General features: G+C 57.1%; 18 protein-coding genes. 3 read left to right on the forward strand and 15 right to left on the reverse strand.

Translation table 11 applies throughout. From position 1 onward, the window contains the following. Positions 1 to 46 precede the first annotated feature (46 nt). From ACOTXC_RS03100 to cysG, 11 genes are all read right to left on the reverse strand, one after another. Complete coding sequence (locus ACOTXC_RS03100) at positions 47 to 673, reverse strand: protein-L-isoaspartate(D-aspartate) O-methyltransferase (RefSeq protein WP_022649184.1); 627 nt, start codon at positions 671 to 673, stop codon at positions 47 to 49. After that, positions 667 to 1,428, reverse strand: a complete 762-nt coding sequence (gene surE, locus ACOTXC_RS03105) for a 5'/3'-nucleotidase SurE (protein ID WP_017382816.1) — start codon at positions 1,426 to 1,428, stop codon at positions 667 to 669. The genes ACOTXC_RS03100 and surE overlap by 7 nt, the downstream gene beginning before the upstream one ends. Then, on the reverse strand, positions 1,409 to 2,458 hold the full coding sequence (gene truD, locus ACOTXC_RS03110) for a tRNA pseudouridine(13) synthase TruD (protein WP_023298481.1): 1,050 nt from the start codon (positions 2,456 to 2,458) through the stop codon (positions 1,409 to 1,411). The genes surE and truD overlap by 20 nt, the downstream gene beginning before the upstream one ends. After that, complete coding sequence (ispF, locus tag ACOTXC_RS03115; RefSeq protein ID WP_003862097.1) at positions 2,455 to 2,934, reverse strand: 2-C-methyl-D-erythritol 2,4-cyclodiphosphate synthase; 480 nt, start codon at positions 2,932 to 2,934, stop codon at positions 2,455 to 2,457. Before ispF ends, truD begins: the two co-directional genes overlap by 4 nt. Beyond that, positions 2,934 to 3,644: a 2-C-methyl-D-erythritol 4-phosphate cytidylyltransferase gene (gene ispD / locus ACOTXC_RS03120; RefSeq protein ID WP_000741569.1), complete on the reverse strand. Its 711-nt coding sequence runs from the start codon at positions 3,642 to 3,644 to the stop codon at positions 2,934 to 2,936. The genes ispF and ispD overlap by 1 nt, the downstream gene beginning before the upstream one ends. A 19-nt stretch (positions 3,645 to 3,663) precedes the next feature. Continuing rightward, on the reverse strand, positions 3,664 to 3,975 hold the full coding sequence (ftsB, locus tag ACOTXC_RS03125; protein WP_003862095.1) for a cell division protein FtsB: 312 nt from the start codon (positions 3,973 to 3,975) through the stop codon (positions 3,664 to 3,666). Between the two features lie 79 nt (positions 3,976 to 4,054). Beyond that, positions 4,055 to 4,381: a DUF3561 family protein gene (locus tag ACOTXC_RS03130; protein WP_006811767.1), complete on the reverse strand. Its 327-nt coding sequence runs from the start codon at positions 4,379 to 4,381 to the stop codon at positions 4,055 to 4,057. 58 nt (positions 4,382 to 4,439) lie between these two features. Continuing rightward, positions 4,440 to 5,045: an adenylyl-sulfate kinase gene (gene cysC, locus ACOTXC_RS03135; RefSeq protein WP_022649188.1), complete on the reverse strand. Its 606-nt coding sequence runs from the start codon at positions 5,043 to 5,045 to the stop codon at positions 4,440 to 4,442. Then, positions 5,045 to 6,469, reverse strand: a complete 1,425-nt coding sequence (gene cysN, locus ACOTXC_RS03140) for a sulfate adenylyltransferase subunit CysN (protein ID WP_022649189.1) — start codon at positions 6,467 to 6,469, stop codon at positions 5,045 to 5,047. Before cysN ends, cysC begins: the two co-directional genes overlap by 1 nt. A 9-nt stretch (positions 6,470 to 6,478) precedes the next feature. Further along, a complete protein-coding gene (gene cysD, locus ACOTXC_RS03145) occupies positions 6,479 to 7,387 on the reverse strand; it encodes a sulfate adenylyltransferase subunit CysD (protein ID WP_006811770.1) in 909 nt (302 codons plus the stop codon). A 9-nt stretch (positions 7,388 to 7,396) separates the two neighbouring features. Further along, positions 7,397 to 8,755 carry a siroheme synthase CysG gene (gene cysG / locus ACOTXC_RS03150; RefSeq protein WP_023306832.1) on the reverse strand — a complete coding sequence of 453 codons (1,359 nt, stop codon included), beginning with the start codon at positions 8,753 to 8,755 and terminating at the stop codon, positions 7,397 to 7,399. Between the two features lie 237 nt (positions 8,756 to 8,992). Here cysG and ACOTXC_RS03155 point away from each other — a divergent pair, with 237 nt between their 5' ends. After that, a complete protein-coding gene (locus ACOTXC_RS03155; protein WP_023298484.1) occupies positions 8,993 to 10,036 on the forward strand; it encodes an aminopeptidase in 1,044 nt (347 codons plus the stop codon). A gap of 93 nt (positions 10,037 to 10,129) precedes the next feature. Here the strand turns inward: ACOTXC_RS03155 and cysH are convergent, their stop codons facing one another. The 3 genes from cysH to cysJ all read right to left on the reverse strand — a co-directional run bounded on the left by cysH (position 10,130) and on the right by cysJ (position 14,481). Continuing rightward, a complete protein-coding gene (gene cysH / locus ACOTXC_RS03160) occupies positions 10,130 to 10,864 on the reverse strand; it encodes a phosphoadenosine phosphosulfate reductase (RefSeq protein ID WP_063146470.1) in 735 nt (244 codons plus the stop codon). A 99-nt stretch (positions 10,865 to 10,963) separates the two neighbouring features. After that, positions 10,964 to 12,676 (reverse strand): assimilatory sulfite reductase (NADPH) hemoprotein subunit, encoded by a 1,713-nt coding sequence (cysI, locus tag ACOTXC_RS03165; protein WP_421767400.1) that lies wholly within the window; start codon positions 12,674 to 12,676, stop codon positions 10,964 to 10,966. After that, positions 12,676 to 14,481, reverse strand: a complete 1,806-nt coding sequence (gene cysJ, locus ACOTXC_RS03170; protein ID WP_058676750.1) for an NADPH-dependent assimilatory sulfite reductase flavoprotein subunit — start codon at positions 14,479 to 14,481, stop codon at positions 12,676 to 12,678. The genes cysI and cysJ overlap by 1 nt, the downstream gene beginning before the upstream one ends. A 303-nt stretch (positions 14,482 to 14,784) precedes the next feature. On the opposite strand from cysJ, the gene queD reads away from it, so the two are divergent. Then, positions 14,785 to 15,150: a 6-carboxytetrahydropterin synthase QueD gene (queD, locus tag ACOTXC_RS03175; protein ID WP_006811776.1), complete on the forward strand. Its 366-nt coding sequence runs from the start codon at positions 14,785 to 14,787 to the stop codon at positions 15,148 to 15,150. Here the strand turns inward: queD and ACOTXC_RS03180 are convergent. Then, the gene (locus ACOTXC_RS03180) at positions 15,135 to 17,489 is read right to left on the reverse strand and encodes a helix-turn-helix domain-containing protein (protein WP_421767401.1); all 2,355 of its coding nucleotides are present in this window, start codon (positions 17,487 to 17,489) and stop codon (positions 15,135 to 15,137) included. The genes queD and ACOTXC_RS03180 overlap by 16 nt on opposite strands. Positions 17,490 to 17,660: 171 nt before the next feature. Here ACOTXC_RS03180 and ACOTXC_RS03185 point away from each other — a divergent pair, with 171 nt between their 5' ends. Continuing rightward, entirely contained in the window at positions 17,661 to 18,830 is a 1,170-nt protein-coding gene (locus tag ACOTXC_RS03185; protein WP_023306836.1) for a M20 aminoacylase family protein, read from the forward strand. The last annotated feature ends 4 nt before the right edge of the window (positions 18,831 to 18,834 follow it).

The following is an 18,834-nucleotide window of genomic DNA, read 5'->3' on the forward strand; positions in this document are numbered from 1 at the left end:
CACCATACGCTGAATTTGCCTTAATAACCCTGGAAAAATCCGAGTCTCAGGCCAATTCGCCCTTAACCAGGGGCACAAAGCGCACGGCTTCCACGGTATCGATAATAAACTCGCCGCCGCGTCGACGAACGCGCTTCAAAAGCTGCTGCTCATCGCCGACGGGCAATACAAGAATGCCACCCTCGTCCAGCTGCGAAAGAAGCGCAGTGGGGATTTCAGGTGGCGCTGCCGTGACAATGATGGCGTCAAACGGGGCGCGAGCCTGCCAACCCTGCCATCCATCGCCGTGGCGTGTCGATACATTATGTAAATCAAGCTGTTTCAGGCGACGGCGCGCCTGCCACTGCAACCCTTTAATCCGTTCCACCGAACAGACATGGTGCACAAGGTGAGCCAGGATCGCGGTTTGATACCCTGAACCGGTACCAATTTCCAGCACCCGGGACTCTGGCGTTAACTCCAGAAGCTCCGTCATACGCGCCACCATGTAGGGCTGCGAAATCGTCTGGCCTTGCCCAATGGGCAACGCCACGTTTTCCCACGCTTTGTGTTCAAACGCCTCATCTACAAACTTCTCACGGGGAACCTGGGCAAGCGCGTTCAGCACCTGCTCGTTGGCGATCCCCTGTGCGCGTAATTGTTCCAGAAGAGTTTGTACACGTTTACTTACCATTGCGCGTTCACTCCGACCCGATCTAACCAGTCCGACACCACATCATGCGCGCTATAAGCGGTTAAATCTACGTGCAACGGCGTAACGGAAACGTAACCCTCATCCACCGCAGCGAAGTCGGTGTCTGGCCCGGCATCGCATTTATCTCCCGGCGGGCCGATCCAGTACAGGGTATTGCCGCGCGGATCCTGCTGGGGAATAACCTGATCGGCAGGATGGCGACTGCCACAGCGCGTCACGCGGATCCCTTTGATCTCGTCCAGCGGGAGGTCCGGCACGTTAATATTGAGGATACGTCCGGTACGCAGCGGCTCGCGGCCAAGCGCACGGAGAATGGAGCAGGTCACCGCAGCGGCTGTGTCATAGTGGGTGTGACCGTTTAACGAGACCGCCAGCGCCGGAAACCCCAGGTGACGCCCTTCCATCGCCGCGGCCACGGTGCCGGAGTAAATCACATCATCGCCAAGATTTGGCCCGGCATTGATGCCGGAGACCACAACATCCGGCCGCGGGCGCATCAGCGCGTTCACGCCCAGAAACACGCAGTCGGTCGGCGTCCCCATCTGGACGGCAATATCGCCATTCTCAAAGGTAAAGGTGCGAAGTGAAGACTCCAGCGTCAATGAGTTAGACGCGCCACTGCGGTTACGATCGGGAGCCACGACCTGCACATCCGCAAATTCGCGGAGGTGTTTCGCCAGCGTCTGAATACCTGGCGCATGGATCCCGTCATCGTTACTCAGCAATATTCGCATAATCACCCGACGTGTTGATAAGTTCCCTGACAACACTGGTGGCAAAGCTACCTGCCGGCAGCCAGAAGCGTAACTCGACGGTTACGTCATCCCACCAGTTCCAGCTCAGCTGTTGCGGGTAGAGGAGCATCGCACGACGTGCCGCCTCGACCTTTTCCCGCACCAGCAACGATTGTAATTCTGGCGCATCCGCCACCGCTGACTGCTCAGCGGCCAGCGCCTCGCCCTGGGTTCCCCAGTCGCCTGAACCCGGCAAGGCGGCGGTAATCATCAGCGTTTTAGCGTCCACGCGCGACTGGACATCGGCCATCTCTTCGGCCGTTGCCACAAACCAGCTTCCGCGTCCCGCTAATTGTAGCGCATCGCCGACAACAACTTGATTCGCGTCCGGTTTTTTCAGCCGTTCGCTCACAATCTGATTAAACAACGCACTGCGGGCCGCCGACAACCAAAAACTGCGTTTATTACGATCGCGCACCGGTGCACCGCTTTGCGCCCAGCGCAGCGCGCCCAGCAGGTTGCTACCACCGATACCAAAGCGCTGAGCGCCGAAATAGTTTGGTACGCCGCGTTCGTTAATGGCCTTCAGGCGTTTTTCAACGTCCTCGCGTTCGGTCACTTCGCGCAACACCAGGGTAAAGGCATTGCCTTTCAGTGCGCCCAGACGCAATTTGCGTTTATGGCGGGCGTACTCCAGTACCTTACAGCCCTCAAGCTCAAATTTGCTTAAATCGGGCATGGCATTGCCGGGCACGCGGGCGCAAAGCCACTGTTCGGTCACGGCATGTTTATCTTTTTGACCGGCAAAGCTCACTTCGCGGGCGTGAATATTGAGGAATTTTGCCAGCGCGTCCGCCACGAAGCGGGTGTTGCAGCCGTTTTTCAGAATGCGCACCAGGATGTGCTCGCCTTCGCCGTCCGGCTCAAAACCCAGATCTTCCACTACCACGAAATCTTCAGGGTTGGCTTTCAGCAGACCCTTGCCCTGCGGTTTACCGTGCAGATACGTCAGATTGTCGAAATCCGTCATTTGGCCGCCTTCACCAGCAGCGCCACGGCTTCACAGGCAATGCCTTCGCCACGACCGGTAAAGCCCAGCTTCTCCGTGGTGGTCGCTTTGACGTTGACGTCGTCCATATGGCAACCCAGATCTTCAGCGATAAACACGCGCATCTGAGGGATATGCGGCAGCATCTTCGGTGCCTGGGCAATGATCGTCACATCAACGTTGCCGAGGGTGTAGCCTTTGGCCTGAATACGACGCCAGGCTTCGCGCAGCAGTTCGCGGCTGTCTGCGCCTTTAAAAGCAGGATCGGTGTCCGGGAACAGTTTGCCAATGTCGCCCAGCGCAGCGGCACCCAGCAGCGCGTCGGTCAGCGCATGCAGCGCCACGTCTCCATCAGAATGCGCCAGCAGACCTTTTTCGTAAGGAATGCGCACGCCGCCAATGATAATTGGGCCAACGCCGCCAAAGGCGTGTACATCAAAACCGTGTCCAATACGCATTATGCCTTCTCCTGAGGGGTCGTACGGGTAAGATAAAATTCCGCGAGCTGTAAGTCTTCCGGGCGCGTCACTTTTATATTATCAGCGCGTCCTTCAACAAGCGTGGGGTGGAAACCGCAATACTCCAGCGCCGAGGCTTCGTCCGTAATGGTCGCACCTTCTTTAAGCGCTCGCGTTAAGCAGTCGTGGAGTAATTCGCGGGGAAAAAATTGTGGCGTCAGCGCGTGCCATAGATCGACGCGCTCGACGGTGTGGGCAATCGCCGGTTTACCCGGTTCGGCACGCTTCATGGTGTCACGCACCGGGGCGGCCAGAATGCCGCCCACTTTACTGGTTTCACTCAGGGCCAGCAGACGCGACAGATCGTCGTGATGCAGACAGGGACGCGCGGCATCGTGCACCAGCACCCACTGCGCGTTCCCGGCAGCCTGAATGCCCGCCAGAACGGAGTCAGCCCGCTCTGCGCCGCCGTCAACGACGGTAATCTGAGGATGATTCGCCAGCGGGAGCTGCGCAAAACGTGCATCGCCGGGGCTGATGGCAATAACAACGCGTTTCACCCGGGCATGCGCCAGCAGCGCCGCCACGGCGTGCTCGAGGATCGTTTTATCGCCAATTGAGAGATACTGCTTAGGACATTCTGTCTGCATACGCCGGCCAAAACCTGCGGCCGGCACCACGGCACAGACGTCCGAAAAAGTTGCTGCCATGTCGTAATCCTGGGCCTGATTATCGATTGTTTTGTGCGGAGCCCTGATTGCGTTTAGACGCATCCGGAACCAGGCGATAAAACGTTTCGCCCGGCTTAGTCATACTAAGTTCATTGCGTGCGCGCTCCTCAATCGCCTCCTGGCCGCCATTGAGGTCATCAATTTCAGCAAAAAGTTGATCGTTACGCGCTTTAAGTTTGGCGTTTGTCGCCTGCTGTGCCGCGACGTCATCGCTCACCCGGCTGTAGTCGTGCAGTCCGTTTTTGCCGAACCACAGCGAATATTGCAGCCAGACCAGCAAAGCCAGCAACAGCAGCGTTAGTTTACCCATCCTGCCCCCTGAAAAAACGGCATCATCATCCCATAACTTTCCGCTGGACTCTACTGCGGGGTTTTAATTATGCCGTAAGTTAGCCCATCAGCCATAAAAACAGCAGGCCAAAGATGACCACAACGGTGGCGATAGTGATGAGCGTACTATACAGGAGCTTGCCGTTGAAAAGGGAGTGCAGCGCCACGCCCACCACAACCGCAACGGGCATCAGCGCGAGGAAGAAAGGCCAGGTATAGAGGAAGAAAAAGAGGGTGTTTCCACCGTAGATCAAGAACGGGATACCCAGCGCCAGTAGCCACGACACAAAGCCGACAATCGCCCCAGGGAAGGACCAGGTCGTCTCGTCGTCGGTCGTTAACGGTTCCGACCCGGTGGTAATCATGTAGTTTTCACTGTTGCGCATAGCTAATCCTGTGACCGTGACTCATCGCTCGGGAAGACAGCTCCCGAACGATACCGTCTCAGGATCTGATAATATCGTCCCGTCTGAGCAGGTCTAATAATTGGCTTACTAAATTTGTTACCAATTGTTGACCTTCCAGATGAATCTCAGGGGATTCAGGCGCTTCGTAAACCGAGTCAATACCGGTGAAGTTTCGCAGCTCTCCCGCGCGGGCTTTTTTATACAGCCCTTTCGGATCGCGCGCTTCGCAGATTGCCAGCGGCGTATCCACAAACACTTCAATGAAGCGATTCCGGCCCACGCGCTCACGCACCATCTGACGTTCGGCGCGGTGCGGTGAGATAAACGCCGTCAGCACCACCAGCCCGGCATCCGCCATCAGGCTGGCGACTTCTCCCACCCGGCGAATGTTCTCTTTACGGTCTTCATCGCTGAACCCTAAATCGCTACACAGGCCGTGACGCACGTTGTCGCCGTCCAGCAGGTAGGTGCTCACTCCCTGCTGATGCAGCGCCTCTTCCAGCGCGCCTGCCACCGTGGATTTACCGGAGCCAGACAGCCCGGTAAACCACAGCACAACCCCACGGTGACCGTGGAGCTGTTCGCGCTGGGCGACGGTGACCGGATGAGGATGCCAGACGACGTTCTCATCATGGGCAGCCATTACTTGCCTCCCAGCAAATCGCGTGCGCCCCAGTGCGGGAAGTGTTTACGCACCAGCGCATTCAGCTCAAGTTCAAACGCGCTGAACTCAGAGGCCACGGTAGCCTGCGCGTTTGGCTCACGGACCATCCCGGCGCCGACGGTGACGTTGGTCAGGCGGTCGATAAAGATCAGCCCGCCCGTCACCGGATTCTGCTGATACGGATCCAGCACCAGCGGCTCGTCGAAGGTCAGATCCACCAGACCGATGCCATTCAGCGGCAGCTCGCTCACGTCACGGTGGGTCAGGTTGTTGATGTCCACCTGGAACTGAATGCCGTCCACGCGGGCGCGGGTTTTCTTGCCGGCAATTTTAATGTCATAGCTCTGGCCTGCGGTCAGGGGCTGTTCCGCCATCCACACCACGTCCACGGATGCGCCCTGCACCGCCGCCAGCGTTTCCTGCGCGTCGACCAGCAGATCGCCGCGGCTGATGTCAATCTCGTCTTTTAGCACCAGGGTTACCGCTTCACCTGCCCCTGCTTCGTCCAGATCGCCATCAAAGGTGACGATACGGGCAATGGTCGATTCCACGCCGGACGGCAGCACCTTCACGCGCTGGCCCACGTTGACCGAGCCGGACGCAAGGGTGCCGGAGAAGCCGCGGAAATCGAGGTTCGGACGGTTTACGTACTGCACCGGGAAGCGCATCGGCTGGGTCTCAACCACGCGCTGAATTTCAACGGTTTCCAGCACCTCCAGCAGCGTCGGGCCGCTGTACCACGGCATGTTCGCGCTCTGAGAGGCGACGTTATCCCCTTCCAGCGCCGACAGCGGCACAAAGCGAATATCGAGGTTGCCCGGCAGCTGTTCAGCAAAGGTCAGGTAGCTCTGGCGGATCTCGTCGAATCGCGCTTCGCTGTAGTCCACCAGATCCATTTTGTTCACCGCCACCACCAGGTGTTTGATCCCCAGCAGCGTAGAGATAAAGCTGTGACGACGCGTCTGATCCAGCACGCCTTTACGGGCGTCCATCAGCAGGATCGCCAGGTCACAGGTGGACGCGCCGGTCGCCATGTTACGGGTGTACTGCTCATGCCCCGGGGTGTCGGCGATAATAAATTTGCGCTTTTCGGTAGAGAAGTAGCGATAGGCGACATCAATGGTAATGCCCTGCTCGCGCTCCGCCTGCAAGCCGTCCACCAGCAGCGCCAGGTCGAGTTTTTCGCCCTGGGTGCCGTGGCGTTTACTGTCATTGTGCAGGGAAGAGAGCTGATCTTCGTAAATTTGTCGCGTGTCGTGCAGCAGACGACCAATCAGGGTACTTTTCCCGTCATCAACGCTGCCGCAGGTCAGGAAACGCAACAGACTTTTGTACTGTTGGGCGTGCAGATAAGCTTCTACGCCGCCTTCATCGGCAATTTGTTGGGCAATAGTCGTATTCATGGCGGCTCCTTAGAAATAACCCTGACGTTTCTTCAGCTCCATGGAGCCTGCCTGGTCGCGGTCAATCACGCGGCCCTGTCGCTCACTGGTGGTCGACACCAGCATCTCCTCGATGATCTCCGGCAGCGTCTGCGCACTGGATTCCACCGCGCCGGTCAACGGCCAGCAGCCGAGAGTACGGAAACGGACCATCTGTTTTTTGATCACTTCACCCGGCTGTAAATCAATGCGATCGTCGTCGATCATCATCAGCATGCCGTCGCGCTCCAGGACCGGGCGCTCTGCTGCCAAATACAGCGGAACGATCTCAATATTTTCCAGATAGATGTACTGCCAGATATCCAGCTCGGTCCAGTTGGAGAGCGGGAAGACGCGAATGCTTTCGCCCTTGTTGATCTGGCCGTTGTAGTTGTGCCACAGCTCCGGACGCTGGTTTTTCGGGTCCCAGCGGTGGAAGCGGTCGCGGAAAGAGTAGATACGCTCTTTGGCGCGGGATTTCTCTTCGTCACGGCGCGCGCCGCCGAAGGCCGCATCAAAACCGTATTTATTCAGCGCCTGCTTCAGCCCTTCGGTTTTCATGATATCGGTATGCTTGGCGCTGCCGTGCACGAACGGGTTGATGCCCATCGCCACCCCTTCCGGGTTTTTGTGCACCAGCAGCTCGCAGCCGTAGGCTTTGGCGGTACGGTCACGAAACTCGTACATCTCGCGGAATTTCCAGCCGGTATCCACATGCAGCAGCGGGAACGGCAGCGTCCCCGGATAAAACGCTTTACGCGCCAGGTGCAGCATGACGCTGGAATCTTTACCGATGGAGTACATCATCACCGGGTTAGAGAACTCGGCGGCCACTTCGCGGATAATGTGGATACTTTCCGCTTCGAGCTGCCGCAGGTGAGTAAGTCGTTTTTGGTCCATAACCGTTCCTTAAGCCAAATTTACAACAGAAGCGCCGAAGCCTTCTGTGTCGGTTGTGTGTTGGAACCAGGCGAGCGAGCTGTGCAACTGCACCACTTCTCCCACCACGATCAGGGCGGGCATCGGGGCGTCTTTCGCCAGGGTTGCAAGGTCTTGTAAAGTGCCGATGGCGACATGCTGATCGACGCGTGTCCCGCGGGAGATAACTGCTACCGGCGTCGTCGCATCGCGACCGTGCTGAATAAGCTGTTCGCTGATGTCTGCCGCTTTCATCGTGCCCATATAAATCGCCAGCGTTTGTCGGCTCTGGGCGAGATGCGACCAGTCAAACGGCGTGCTGTCGGCTTTATAATGCCCGGTCACAAAGGTCACGCTCTGGGCGTAATCGCGATGGGTCAGCGGAATACCGGCGTAGGCCGTGACGGCAGACGCCGCCGTAATACCGGGGACCACCTGGAACGGGACGCCCGCTTCGGCTGCCGCCTGCAACTCCTCGCCACCACGGCCGAAGATAAACGGGTCGCCCCCTTTCAGGCGCACCACGGTCTTGCCCGCTTTCGCGGCGGCAATCAGCATTTGATTGGTGTCGTGCTGCGGCACGGAGTGCTCGCCGGCACGTTTGCCGACGCAAATTTGCTCCGCGTCACGGCGGATCAGTTCGCGAATACCGTCGGTGACCAGATGGTCGTAGAACACGACATCCGCATCCTGAAGAACCTGGAGGCCACGCAGCGTGAGCAGCCCGGCATCGCCCGGCCCGGCGCCCACCAGAATGATCTCCCCGCCCGTACTGCCGGGGTTATCCAGTTCGTCTTCGAGTATTTGTTGCGCCGCCGTCTCGTTACCGGCATGCATCAGGCTGGCAAAGCGGCCGCGAAACACACGCTCCCAGAAGCGACGGCGTTCCGTCACGCTGGTCAGACGCGTTTTAAGGTGGTTGCGCCAGTAGCTGGCCTTCTCCGCCATGCGCCCGAGGCTGGTCGGCAGCAGCGCTTCGATTTTTTCCCGCAGCACGCGCGCCAGCACCGGCGCGGTGCCGCCGGAGGAGATCGCCACCAGCAGCGGCGAGCGGTCAACAATCGACGGGAAGATAAACGAGCACAGCGGCTGGTCGTCTACCACGTTCACCAGACGGTGACGGTCCTGAGCTGCGTCGGAGATGCGGCGGTTGAGCGCCCGATCTTCGGTTGCCGCAATCACCAGCACCACGCTGTCGATCTGAGACTCTTCAAAATCCGCCTCTGCAACGACCTGCACCTGCGCCCCGGCGCGTTGCAGGAACGCGATTTTGCGATCGGCAATTTCACCCGTCCCGACAACCAGTACCGGTCGGTCTTTCAAGGCGGCAAAAAGGGGGAGATAGTCCACAGGCAACAACTCACTAACAACCAGGAATAAAGGGACTATAGGGGGCGGCTTAGATCGAATGAAATTACGAATTGGAATGAGTAGTTACTCAATGGAATAACGCCGTGGAAAAGCAAATATCAAAAAGTGCTTAACATGCGAAATTTCGGGCATTTAAGCGCAATTCAAATTGTGTCTACCCGATCACAGTTTCATACTAGGCGGGTTAAAATTTTGCTCTGTTTTTAAGGACTCACTATGTTTTCCGCAATGCGCCACCGATTCGTTGCCCTGGCGCTCGGCGTTTGCTTTATCCTTCCGGCTCAGGCAAAAAATCAATCTTACGGTGAAATAGCCAGTATGCAGGCGCGGCATATTGCGACGGTCTTTCCGGGCCGCATGACCGGAACCCCAGCCGAAATGCTCTCGGCAGACTATATTCGTCAGCAGTTTGCGGATATGGGCTATGAGAGCGACATTCGCGCTTTCCACAGCCGCTACATCTATACCTCACGCAATAAAACGCAGAACTGGCATAACGTAACCGGCAGCACGGTCATTGCGGCGCACGAAGGAAAGGCGGCTGAGCAGATTATTATTATGGCGCACCTTGATACCTACACGCCGATGAGCGACGCCGATGTCGATAATAACCTCGGCGGGCTGACGCTTCAGGGACTGGATGACAATGCGGCGGGGCTGGGCGTCATGCTTGAGCTGGCCGAACGCCTGAAGAATATTCCGACGAAATACAGCATTCGCTTTGTTGCGACCAGCGGTGAAGAAGAAGGAAAACTCGGCGCTGAGAATCTCCTTAAGCGCATGACCGCTGAGGAGAAGAAAAATACATTGCTGGTGATTAACCTCGATAATCTGATCGTGGGAGATAAGCTCTATTTTAATAGCGGACAGAGCACGCCGAGCAGCGTACGTAAACTCACCCGCGACCGCGCGCTGGCGCTTGCCCGCACGCATGGCGTCTATGCCGCGACAAATCCGGGCGGTAACCCCGATTATCCCAAAGGCACGGGCTGCTGTAATGACGGTGAAGTGTTTGATAAGGCGGGCATTCCGGTGCTGTACGTCGAGGCAACTAACTGGGCGCTGGGCAAAAAAGATGGCTATCAGCAGCGCGCTAAATCGAAGGCGTTCCCAAACGGGACCAGCTGGCATGACGTGCGGCTGGATAATCAGCAGCACATTGATAAAACGCTGCCGCAGCGGATTGAGCACCGCAGCCGGGATGTCGTGAAAGTGATGCTGCCGCTGGTGAAGGAGCTGGCGAAAGCGGGGAAAGCCTGATGCAATTAAGCCCGGTGGCGCTGCGCTTACCGGGCCTACAACGGCACGAAACGTAGGCCCGGTAAGGCGTAGCCGCCACCGGGCGAAAAAACATTACCCTTCGTGCAGCCCGCACTCGCGCTTCAGCCCAAAGAATCGCGTCTCTTCTTCCGCCATTCCCGGTTCCCATTTACGCGTGGTGTGGGTGTCGCCTACCGACAGGTAGCCTTGATCCCACAGCGGATGGTACTTCAGCCCGTGCTTTTGCAGATACTGGTACACCGTGCGGTTATCCCAGTCGATGATCGGCAGCACTTTGAACACGCCGCGCTGCACCGCCAGCACCGGCAGCGTTGCCCGGCTACCGGACTGCTCGCGGCGCAGGCCCGCGAACCAGGTCTGAGCGTTCAACTCTTTCAGCGCCCGGTTCATCGGCTCGACCTTGTTGATCTCATTGTATTTCTCAATGCCCTCAACGCCCTGTTCCCACAGCTTGCCGTAGCGCGCCTCCTGCCAGGCCGCGCTTTCCGTCGCGCGGTAAACTTTGAGGTTCAGCTTGAGCTTGTCCGTCAGCTCGTCGATAAACTGATAGGTCTCCGGGAACAGATAGCCGGTATCGGTGAGGATCACCGGAATGTCCGGACGGATCTGATTCACCAGATGCAGACTGACCGCCGCCTGAATGCCAAAGCTCGACGAAAGCACATAGTCTCCCGGCAGGTTTTCCAGCGCCCACGCCACGCGCCCTTCGGCGTCGAGCTTTTCCAGTTGGGCGTTAGTTTCTGCCAGAGCCAGAATGCGTTCAACTTTTGGCAGGTCATTAAGGGCGTTTAGATCGAGTACGGACATAAGAACCTCGTTTGCCTGTTTCGCCGGGCGGCACTGCGTTTGCCCGGCCTACAAAACCCGTAGGCCCGGTAAGCGAAGCGCCACCGGGCAAAGGATGGGTTATTCCCAGAAATCCCTTGCGGGATCGAGCACCGGGCGAATGATGCCCGCACGTACCGTAAAGTCGCCGAAGCCTTCACCCGCTTCGCGCTCTTTCGCCCAGCGTCCGATAAGCACGTCGAGGGAATCGAGAATTTCCGGCTCGGTGATGTTCTCGCGGAACATACGCGGAATACGTGTCCCGATACGGTTACCGCCCAGGTGCAGGTTATAGCGACCCGGCGCTTTCCCTACCAGACCGATTTCGGCCAGCATCGCGCGGCCGCAGCCGTTCGGACAGCCCGTCACGCGCATAACAATATGCTCGTCCGGAATACCGTGTTTTTCCAGAATCGCTTCCACTTTGTCGGTGAATGACGGCAGGAAACGCTCGGCTTCGGCCATCGCCAGCGGACAGGTCGGGAACGATACGCAGGCCATGGAGTTTTCACGCTGCGGCTTCACCGCGTTCATCAACCCGTGCTCGCGGGCCAACTCTTCAATTCTCGCCTTTTCGCTTTCCGGCACGCTGGCGACGATCAGGTTCTGGTTGGCGGTAATACGGAACTCGCCTTTGTGGATCTTTGCGATTTCCAGCAGGCCAGTTTTCAGCGGACGGCCCGGATAATCAAGAATACGGCCGTTTTCGATAAACAGCGTCAGGTGCCAGTTATTGTCGATGCCTTTCACCCAGCCGATGCGATCGCCGCGACCGGTGAATTCGTAAGGGCGGATCGGCTCAAACTTGATGCCCGCGCGACGCTCCACTTCTTCTTTGAACGTCTCGACGCCTACGCGCTCAAGGGTATATTTGGTTTTCGCGTTTTTACGATCGGTACGGTTACCCCAGTCGCGCTGGGTCGTAACCACCGCCTCTGCCACGGCCAGCGTGTGCTCCAGCGGCAGGAAGCCGAACTCGCTCGCGGTGCGGGCGTAAGTTTTCTTGTTACCGTGCTCAATGGACAAACCGCCGCCCACCAGCAGGTTAAAGCCGACCAGCTTGCCGTTTTCGGCAATCGCCACGAAGTTCATGTCGTTGGCGTGCAGGTCGATATCGTTCTGCGGCGGGATCACCACCGTGGTTTTAAACTTACGCGGCAGATAGGTCTGGCCAAGGATCGGTTCTTCATCGGTGGTGGCGACTTTCTCCTGATCGAGCCAGATCTCCGCATAGGCGCGGGTACGTGGCAGCAGATGTTCGGAGATTTTTTTCGCCCACTCGTACGCTTCGGCGTGCAGCTCAGATTCGTACGGGTTCGAGGTGCAGAGCACGTTACGGTTCATGTCGTTGGCAGTCGCCAGCGCGTCCAGACCCACGGAGTGCAGCATCTGGTGCACCGGCTTGACGTTCTTCTTCAGAATGCCGTGGAACTGGAAGGTCTGACGGTTGGTCAGACGAATGCTGCCGTAGATTGTGTTTTCACCGGCAAACTTGTCGATCGCCTGCCACTGTTTCGTAGTGATTACCCCGCCCGGCAGACGACAGCGCAGCAGCATCGCGTGACGCGGCTCCAGCTTCTGTTCGGCACGCTCGGCGCGGATATCGCGGTCGTCCTGCTGGTACATACCGTGGAAACGGATCAGCAGGAAGTTGTCGCCTTTGAAACCGCCGGTCAGGCCGTCATTTAAATCTTCGGCAATGGTACCGCGCAGGTAGTTGCTCTCTACCTTCATGCGCTCGGCATCAGTCAGTTTGCCTTCGACCACCAGTGGGCCAGGATGTTTTTCGCTCATTAGTAGACATCTCGCTGATAACGGCGCTCTACGCGCAGCTCACTTAAAAATTCATCCGCCGTTTCGGCATCCATACCGCCGAATTCGGCAATCACTTCCAGCAGTGCCTGCTCAACGTCTTTCGCCATGCGATTGGCGTCGCCGCAGACATAAATGTGGGCGCCGTCATTGATCCAGCGCCACAGCTCTGCGCCCTGTTCGCGCAGTTTGTCTTGTACGTATACTTTTTCTTTCTGATCGCGGGACCAGGCCAGATCGATGCGGGTCAGCACGCCCTCTTTGACGTAGCGCTGCCACTCAACCTGGTAGAGGAAATCTTCAGTAAAGTGCGGGTTGCCGAAGAACAGCCAGTTTTTACCCGGCGCGTCGTCTGCTGCACGCTGCTGCATAAAGGCGCGGAATGGCGCAATACCGGTGCCCGGGCCAATCATAATCACCGGCGTTTCGGGGTTCGCCGGCAGGCGGAAGTTGTCGTTGTGCTCGATAAAGACGCGAACTTCACCCTCTTCTTCCACGCGGTCTGCCAGGAAGCCTGACGCCCCGCCCGCGCGCGCGCGGCCTTCGATGTCGTAACGCACCACGCCAACGGTGATGTGGACTTCGTTTTCCACTTCCGCCTGCGAGGAGGCGATGGAGTACAGGCGCGGGGTCAGCGGACGCAGCAGGCCGACCAGCGCGTCAGCATCCAGCTGTGCCGGAGAGAAACGCACCATATCGACAATCGGCGTTGTCGCCGCGTATTGCTGTAACTTCGCCTTGTCCCCGACCAGCGGAAGGAGCGATTCGCTGCGGGTTAAGGTGGCGTAGTTTTCAACGATGTTGGCGGTGTTGACCGTCAGTTCGAAATGCCACTGGAGCGCCTCGGAGATCGAGAGCGTTTTGCCGTCCACGGTAACCGGTTCATCGCCTTTCAACCACAGCAGTTCGACCAGCTCTTTCACCAGCGCCGGATCGTTCTGATACCAGACGCCCAGCGCATCGCCAGGCTGGTAACGCAGGCCAGAGTCACCGAGATCGATTTCGATATGGCGCACGTCTTTTTCTGAATCACGGCCCGTGATTTTCTGGTTTACCGACAGGCTCGCCGTCAGCGGCGCCTCTTTCGTGTAAGGGCTGGTGTGGATTTCGTTAACGGTGCCGGCTACGGTAACGGCGGCCTGCGCTGGCGTCTCTTTCGGGACGCGGGCCTTCAGCACCTCAACGATGCGCGCCCGCCATTCGGCGGCGGCAGCCTGGTATTCCACGTCAGCGTCTACGCGATCCAGCAGGCGCTCTGCGCCCAGCTCCGCCAGCTTGCTGTCGAAATCTTTACCGGACTGGCAGAAAAATTCATAGGACGTATCACCGAGGCCGAAGACGGCAAAGGCGGTGCCCTCGAGCTTTGGTGCTTTTTTCGAGAACAGGAACTTATGCAGTGCGACGGCTTCTTCAGCAGGCTCACCTTCCCCCTGCGTTGACGCCACCACCACCAGCAGTTTTTCTGACGCGATCTGTTTGAATTTATAATCCCCGGCGTTGACCAGGTTAACGTTCAGCTTCGCGGCGAGCAGGTCATCACGCAGCGCTTCGGCCACACGACGGGCATTACCCGTTTGCGAAGCGGAGATAAGCGTGATGGCAGGAATTTCAACGGCCGTTGGCGGGACGCCTGCCACAGCACCCGGCTGCTGGTTCAGCATTCCCCAGAAATAGCCGGAGACCCAGGCAAGCTGGGTGGGTGAAAAATCGGAAGTCGCGGCCTGGAGGCGCGCCAGTTGCTCCGGGTTAAGGGGAAGCAAATTTGAAGGTGGGGCCTGTGTTGTCATGCGTCGTTATGTTCCAGTAGCAAAGCGGACTTTAAGCGAATAAATCCAAACTGAAGATAAGGTTAACGGCGGGGATAATAACAATTAAAGAAGGGATGGAAATAATAAATAACCAAATGGACTAACCTGTTTTAGTTATCGTTCTTAACGATAAAAGCGATTAAATAACTATATGAAATGAAACAACAAAAGTCGATAAACACCATGAATACGAGGCGGTGACCGTTCAGAGCCGTTTTAGTTAATGATAAAAATTGTGCTTTCCGGTACTATGCGGCGGTTTTTTCCGCATTCCTGAGAGCTATGATGTCCACCACACTGTTTAAAGATTTCACCTTCGAAGCCGCACACCACCTTCCACACGTTCCTGCCGGGCACAAATGTGGCCGCCTGCATGGACACTCGTTTATGGTGCGTCTTGAAATCACCGGTGAAGTCGATCCCCATACGGGCTGGATCATGGACTTTGCCGAACTGAAGGCCGCGTTTAAGCCGACCTACGATCGTCTCGATCACTACTATCTGAATGATATTCCGGGCCTTGAAAACCCGACCAGCGAAGTGCTGGCGAAATGGATTTGGGATCAGATGAAACCGCTTGTGCCGCTGCTGAGCGCGGTGATGATCAAAGAGACCTGCACGGCAGGCTGCGTCTACCGCGGGGAGTGAATCTCCTCCGTTTCGGCCTCAAGAGGCACGAGCGGTGTAAACTCATAGAGCACCAGCGCATTACTCTCCAGTGATTCTGTCAGTTGCCAGCCGTCATCAATGCGTTCATCGTACAGGGAAAGCGTTGGACGCGCTTTGTGCGCTATCCAGCGCCACATCTCTTCGTCAGGGCCGCTTTCGCTGCCTACCCCTTCAAGCAACGGATAGAGCGCGCCGTTGTGCTGATCAAACAGATGGCATTTAATTCGCCATTTACCGCGCATTCCCTTCAGGTGTAAATGATACTGCTGGCGAAAACGCTGGATGAAGGCTTCTTCACTGGAAAGGAGCGGATTAAAAACCACCACATTACGCAGCAGCAACTGGTAACCATTGTGATGGCGCGTGAGCAGAACACGCCCGTCGTTTACCAGCACCTCGCCCCGCAGGCGTTGCCAGAGCCAGAGTACCCAATAAACCGGCCGTGGGAGACCATGGTTGTACTGTAGCGCAAGGCTTGACGTATCGATGGTATTGTTCGCACGAGCTTCACCCTGAAGGCCCGAATTGAGCCAGAATCCCCCTAGCCAGACCTGTTCCGATAGCCCGAGCAGGCTCTGCATCAGCAGCGCCCCACGAAAAAACCAGCCGTTTGTCGCCCGCGTGTTCCCGGTGAGGGTATTCCAGGAGAGAAGCCAGACGGGAAGCGAACATTTGCGCAGACGAAGGGCGGCGATAATCTGGCGGATCTTCTGTACCGGATAATTTTCTGTAGAAGAGAGTTGGGCTGGCTCCCGCTGCGCAGGATCGAGAAGTTCATTGGCATCGGCTGAACAGGCAAGAAAATCGGCCTGCATCAGGATGGCTGAGCTGAACAGGGTATTGTCGCTCACGCCCGCGCTGTCGGGTGAAAATCGATGCCATAAACCAAACTTTGCCTGTGGCAGATAGTTGCGTATGACGTTTTGTTGCGCCAGCCAGACCTGCTCCCGGGTCTCCTCACTCGCCTGTGTTGACCAGTGCATGACAAAGTGCCAGCCCGCGGTGATCTCGGGCGAAAAATGATTGACCGACCGTTGTAAAAAACGGGCAAGTAGATCGCGACGGGTCGTTACGCCGGTGTGCAGCAGCACCGTCCATTGCTTTTTTGCCAGCCAGGTGAAGAGCTGATGCAGATTGTACCAGCAGGCGTAGCCCGCCATCTGGGGGTCATCCCACCCGGTGGCAAACAGACGGCTGCTGAGAAAAGGTTCGGCGATATCAATTCCCTCTATGGGAATGGCCTCATTTATCGCTTCAAGATTCTGACGAACGTCCTCACGCAGTAAATCGTCGAGCTCACGCAGGGTAATGACCACCCGCATACGGCGCAGCGAGGTGGAGAGAGGATTAAGCTGCTCAAGATCCAGTGTCTGCTCCTGCTGCGGTCGATCGATAAGCGGGGAGGTTCCCCAGCCGCGCGCCACCGGTTCATTGAGCAGGCTAAACAGCTTATCCATGGCCACCGGATAGCGCTGCTCACACCTGTCCGTACGAACACGTGTGGCCTCCGGGTGCTGGCGTCGGGACTTACGAAACTCACCCGGGGACATATTGTGAACACGCCGAAACCGATCGGTCATCATACGCGTGCTGGCGAAACCCTGCTCAAGCGCAATCTGATGCAGCGGTCGGTTCGTCAGACGGAGCGCGTCAGCCGCCTTTTCCAGCCGCAGGGTAGTGATGTACTGCATGAAACTGATCCCCACTTCCTTTCTAAAGAGACGAGAGAGCCAGGCTTCAGAGACATATTCACTCGCGGCGATTTCCGCAAGCGTAATACGGCGAGAATAACTGGCATTGATCCGCTCTATCACCCGGGCAATGCGTTTGCTGTGCGCTGGGGAAAGTTCACGGGACAAAAACCGGGCGGGCTGCTGAAAGCGGCTGGTCAGCAACAGCAATATCTCGCTCAGCCAGCGGTACGCCTCCAGCCGGTAGCGGTGTGGGTCGTTGATGAGGGTGACCACAAGAAGCTGGCGCAGCAGATCGCGAAGCGCATCGCATTGGGGCCAGACGCCTCCGGCTTCTGCCGGTATAGCGTAATCATGGACAAAAAAATCATTGCAGAGCTGGACCACCCAGCGCCCGGAAAGGGACACGCGCAGGGTGATATTTGCCGTTTCGCTCGTGAACTGCCAGCGCCGATGACGGTTGATGATGGCAAGGGTATTGGCCTCCAGGATGTCACGTCCCACATCGGTATTCAGCTCAGCCCGCCCTTCCAGCACCCAGAGCAACGTTAGCGTATCGCCTTCATCCTCCACGCAGTGGCGAATGTCCTGGATCTCCACCCAAAATTCATCTCCCCGCTGATTCATCTTTCCCCTCATCAAAGACAAATAATGACCGGCTCTTTTTTGTCATAACGGAATTGTATGAAAAACAATCAAAACAAAACCGTCGCTTTACAACAAAAAAATGCATTTTCTGGCAGTGCGATCGTCATAGACTCGAAATTATCACCGTTTGGCATAAAAAGGATAACAAAAATGACACATCCAATTATCGAAGCTCTGCGCGGCAAAGAGGCCCAGTTCACTGAATTACGTCGCTATTTTCATCAGCATCCTGAAATTGGTTTTGAGGAGCACAATACGAGCGATCGCGTTGCGGCGTTGCTTGAGGAATGGGGATATGAGGTTCATCGCGGCCTGGCGAAAACCGGTGTGGTCGGCACGCTGAAGGTGGGTAACGGGCCTAAACGCCTGGGTCTGCGCGCCGACATGGATGCGCTGCCTATGCAGGAAAACAGCGGCAAGGCCTGGAGCAGTACCGTTGAGGGTAAATTCCACGGCTGCGGTCATGACGGCCACACCACAACGCTCCTGTATGCAGCGGAGTACCTGGCACGCACCCGCAATTTTAACGGCACGCTGCACCTTATTTTTCAGCCTGCGGAAGAACTTCTGTATGGCGGACGCGTTATGGTAGAGGACGGTTTGTTTGACCTGTTCCCCTGCGACCACATTTTTGGTCTGCACAATATGCCGTCACAGCCCGTCGGAAAAATTGGTCTGCGCGATGGCGCCATGATGGCCTCTTCGGACACCCTTCATATTGAGGTTAACGGCGTGGGGGGTCACGGTGCGGTGCCAGAACATACCGTAGACGCCACCCTGGTTGCCTGTCATATCACTATCGCTTTGCAGTCCATTGTTTCGCGCAATATCACCCCTTTTCAGCCTGCCGTCGTTACCGTAGGCAGCATTCAGGCTGGACATGCCCCCAACATCATCAACGACAAAGTATTGATGAAACTTACCGTGCGCACGCTGGATGAAAGCGTGCGGCAAACCGTGCTACAGCGCATCCATGATATCGCCGTTGCGCAGGCGGAAAGTTTCAATGCCACGGCTACCATTCGACACATTAATGGCAGCCCGGTACTGAAAAACAATCCGCAAGCCAATGAGATGGTGCGCAACGTCGCCACCGATCTGTTCGGTCAGGATTCCGTCGCGGAGGTGAATGCGTTTATGGGCAGCGAGGACTTTGCGTTCATGCTCGAGAAAAATCCCAATGGCTGTTATTTCACCCTTGGCGCTGGCGATGAGCCTGACCGCTGCATGGTGCATAACCCGGGCTACGACTTTAACGACACTATTCTCCTCACCGGCGCGGCGCTGTGGGCCGCACTGACCGAACACTATCTGCGCTGATTCG

This window comes from Enterobacter cloacae complex sp. IR5428, assembly GCF_049238585.1.
Classification (GTDB): Bacteria; Pseudomonadota; Gammaproteobacteria; order Enterobacterales; family Enterobacteriaceae; genus Enterobacter; species Enterobacter intestinihominis.

Excerpts from the sequence above, each read along its gene's own strand:
- ACOTXC_RS03100 (WP_022649184.1), bottom strand. The coding sequence starts at position 673 with ATGGTAAGTAAACGTGTACAAACTCTTCTGGAACAATTACGCGCACAG.
- surE (WP_017382816.1), bottom strand. The coding sequence starts at position 1,428 with ATGCGAATATTGCTGAGTAACGATGACGGGATCCATGCGCCAGGTATT.
- truD (WP_023298481.1), bottom strand. The coding sequence starts at position 2,458 with ATGACGGATTTCGACAATCTGACGTATCTGCACGGTAAACCGCAGGGC.
- ispF (WP_003862097.1), bottom strand. The coding sequence starts at position 2,934 with ATGCGTATTGGACACGGTTTTGATGTACACGCCTTTGGCGGCGTTGGC.
- ispD (WP_000741569.1), bottom strand. The coding sequence starts at position 3,644 with ATGGCAGCAACTTTTTCGGACGTCTGTGCCGTGGTGCCGGCCGCAGGT.
- ftsB (WP_003862095.1), bottom strand. The coding sequence starts at position 3,975 with ATGGGTAAACTAACGCTGCTGTTGCTGGCTTTGCTGGTCTGGCTGCAA.
- ACOTXC_RS03130 (WP_006811767.1), bottom strand. The coding sequence starts at position 4,381 with ATGCGCAACAGTGAAAACTACATGATTACCACCGGGTCGGAACCGTTA.
- cysC (WP_022649188.1), bottom strand. The coding sequence starts at position 5,045 with ATGGCTGCCCATGATGAGAACGTCGTCTGGCATCCTCATCCGGTCACC.
- cysN (WP_022649189.1), bottom strand. The coding sequence starts at position 6,469 with ATGAATACGACTATTGCCCAACAAATTGCCGATGAAGGCGGCGTAGAA.
- cysD (WP_006811770.1), bottom strand. The coding sequence starts at position 7,387 with ATGGACCAAAAACGACTTACTCACCTGCGGCAGCTCGAAGCGGAAAGT.
- ACOTXC_RS03155 (WP_023298484.1), top strand. The coding sequence starts at position 8,993 with ATGTTTTCCGCAATGCGCCACCGATTCGTTGCCCTGGCGCTCGGCGTT.
- cysH (WP_063146470.1), bottom strand. The coding sequence starts at position 10,864 with ATGTCCGTACTCGATCTAAACGCCCTTAATGACCTGCCAAAAGTTGAA.
- cysI (WP_421767400.1), bottom strand. The coding sequence starts at position 12,676 with ATGAGCGAAAAACATCCTGGCCCACTGGTGGTCGAAGGCAAACTGACT.
- cysJ (WP_058676750.1), bottom strand. The coding sequence starts at position 14,481 with ATGACAACACAGGCCCCACCTTCAAATTTGCTTCCCCTTAACCCGGAG.
- queD (WP_006811776.1), top strand. The coding sequence starts at position 14,785 with ATGATGTCCACCACACTGTTTAAAGATTTCACCTTCGAAGCCGCACAC.
- ACOTXC_RS03180 (WP_421767401.1), bottom strand. The coding sequence starts at position 17,489 with ATGAATCAGCGGGGAGATGAATTTTGGGTGGAGATCCAGGACATTCGC.
- ACOTXC_RS03185 (WP_023306836.1), top strand. The coding sequence starts at position 17,661 with ATGACACATCCAATTATCGAAGCTCTGCGCGGCAAAGAGGCCCAGTTC.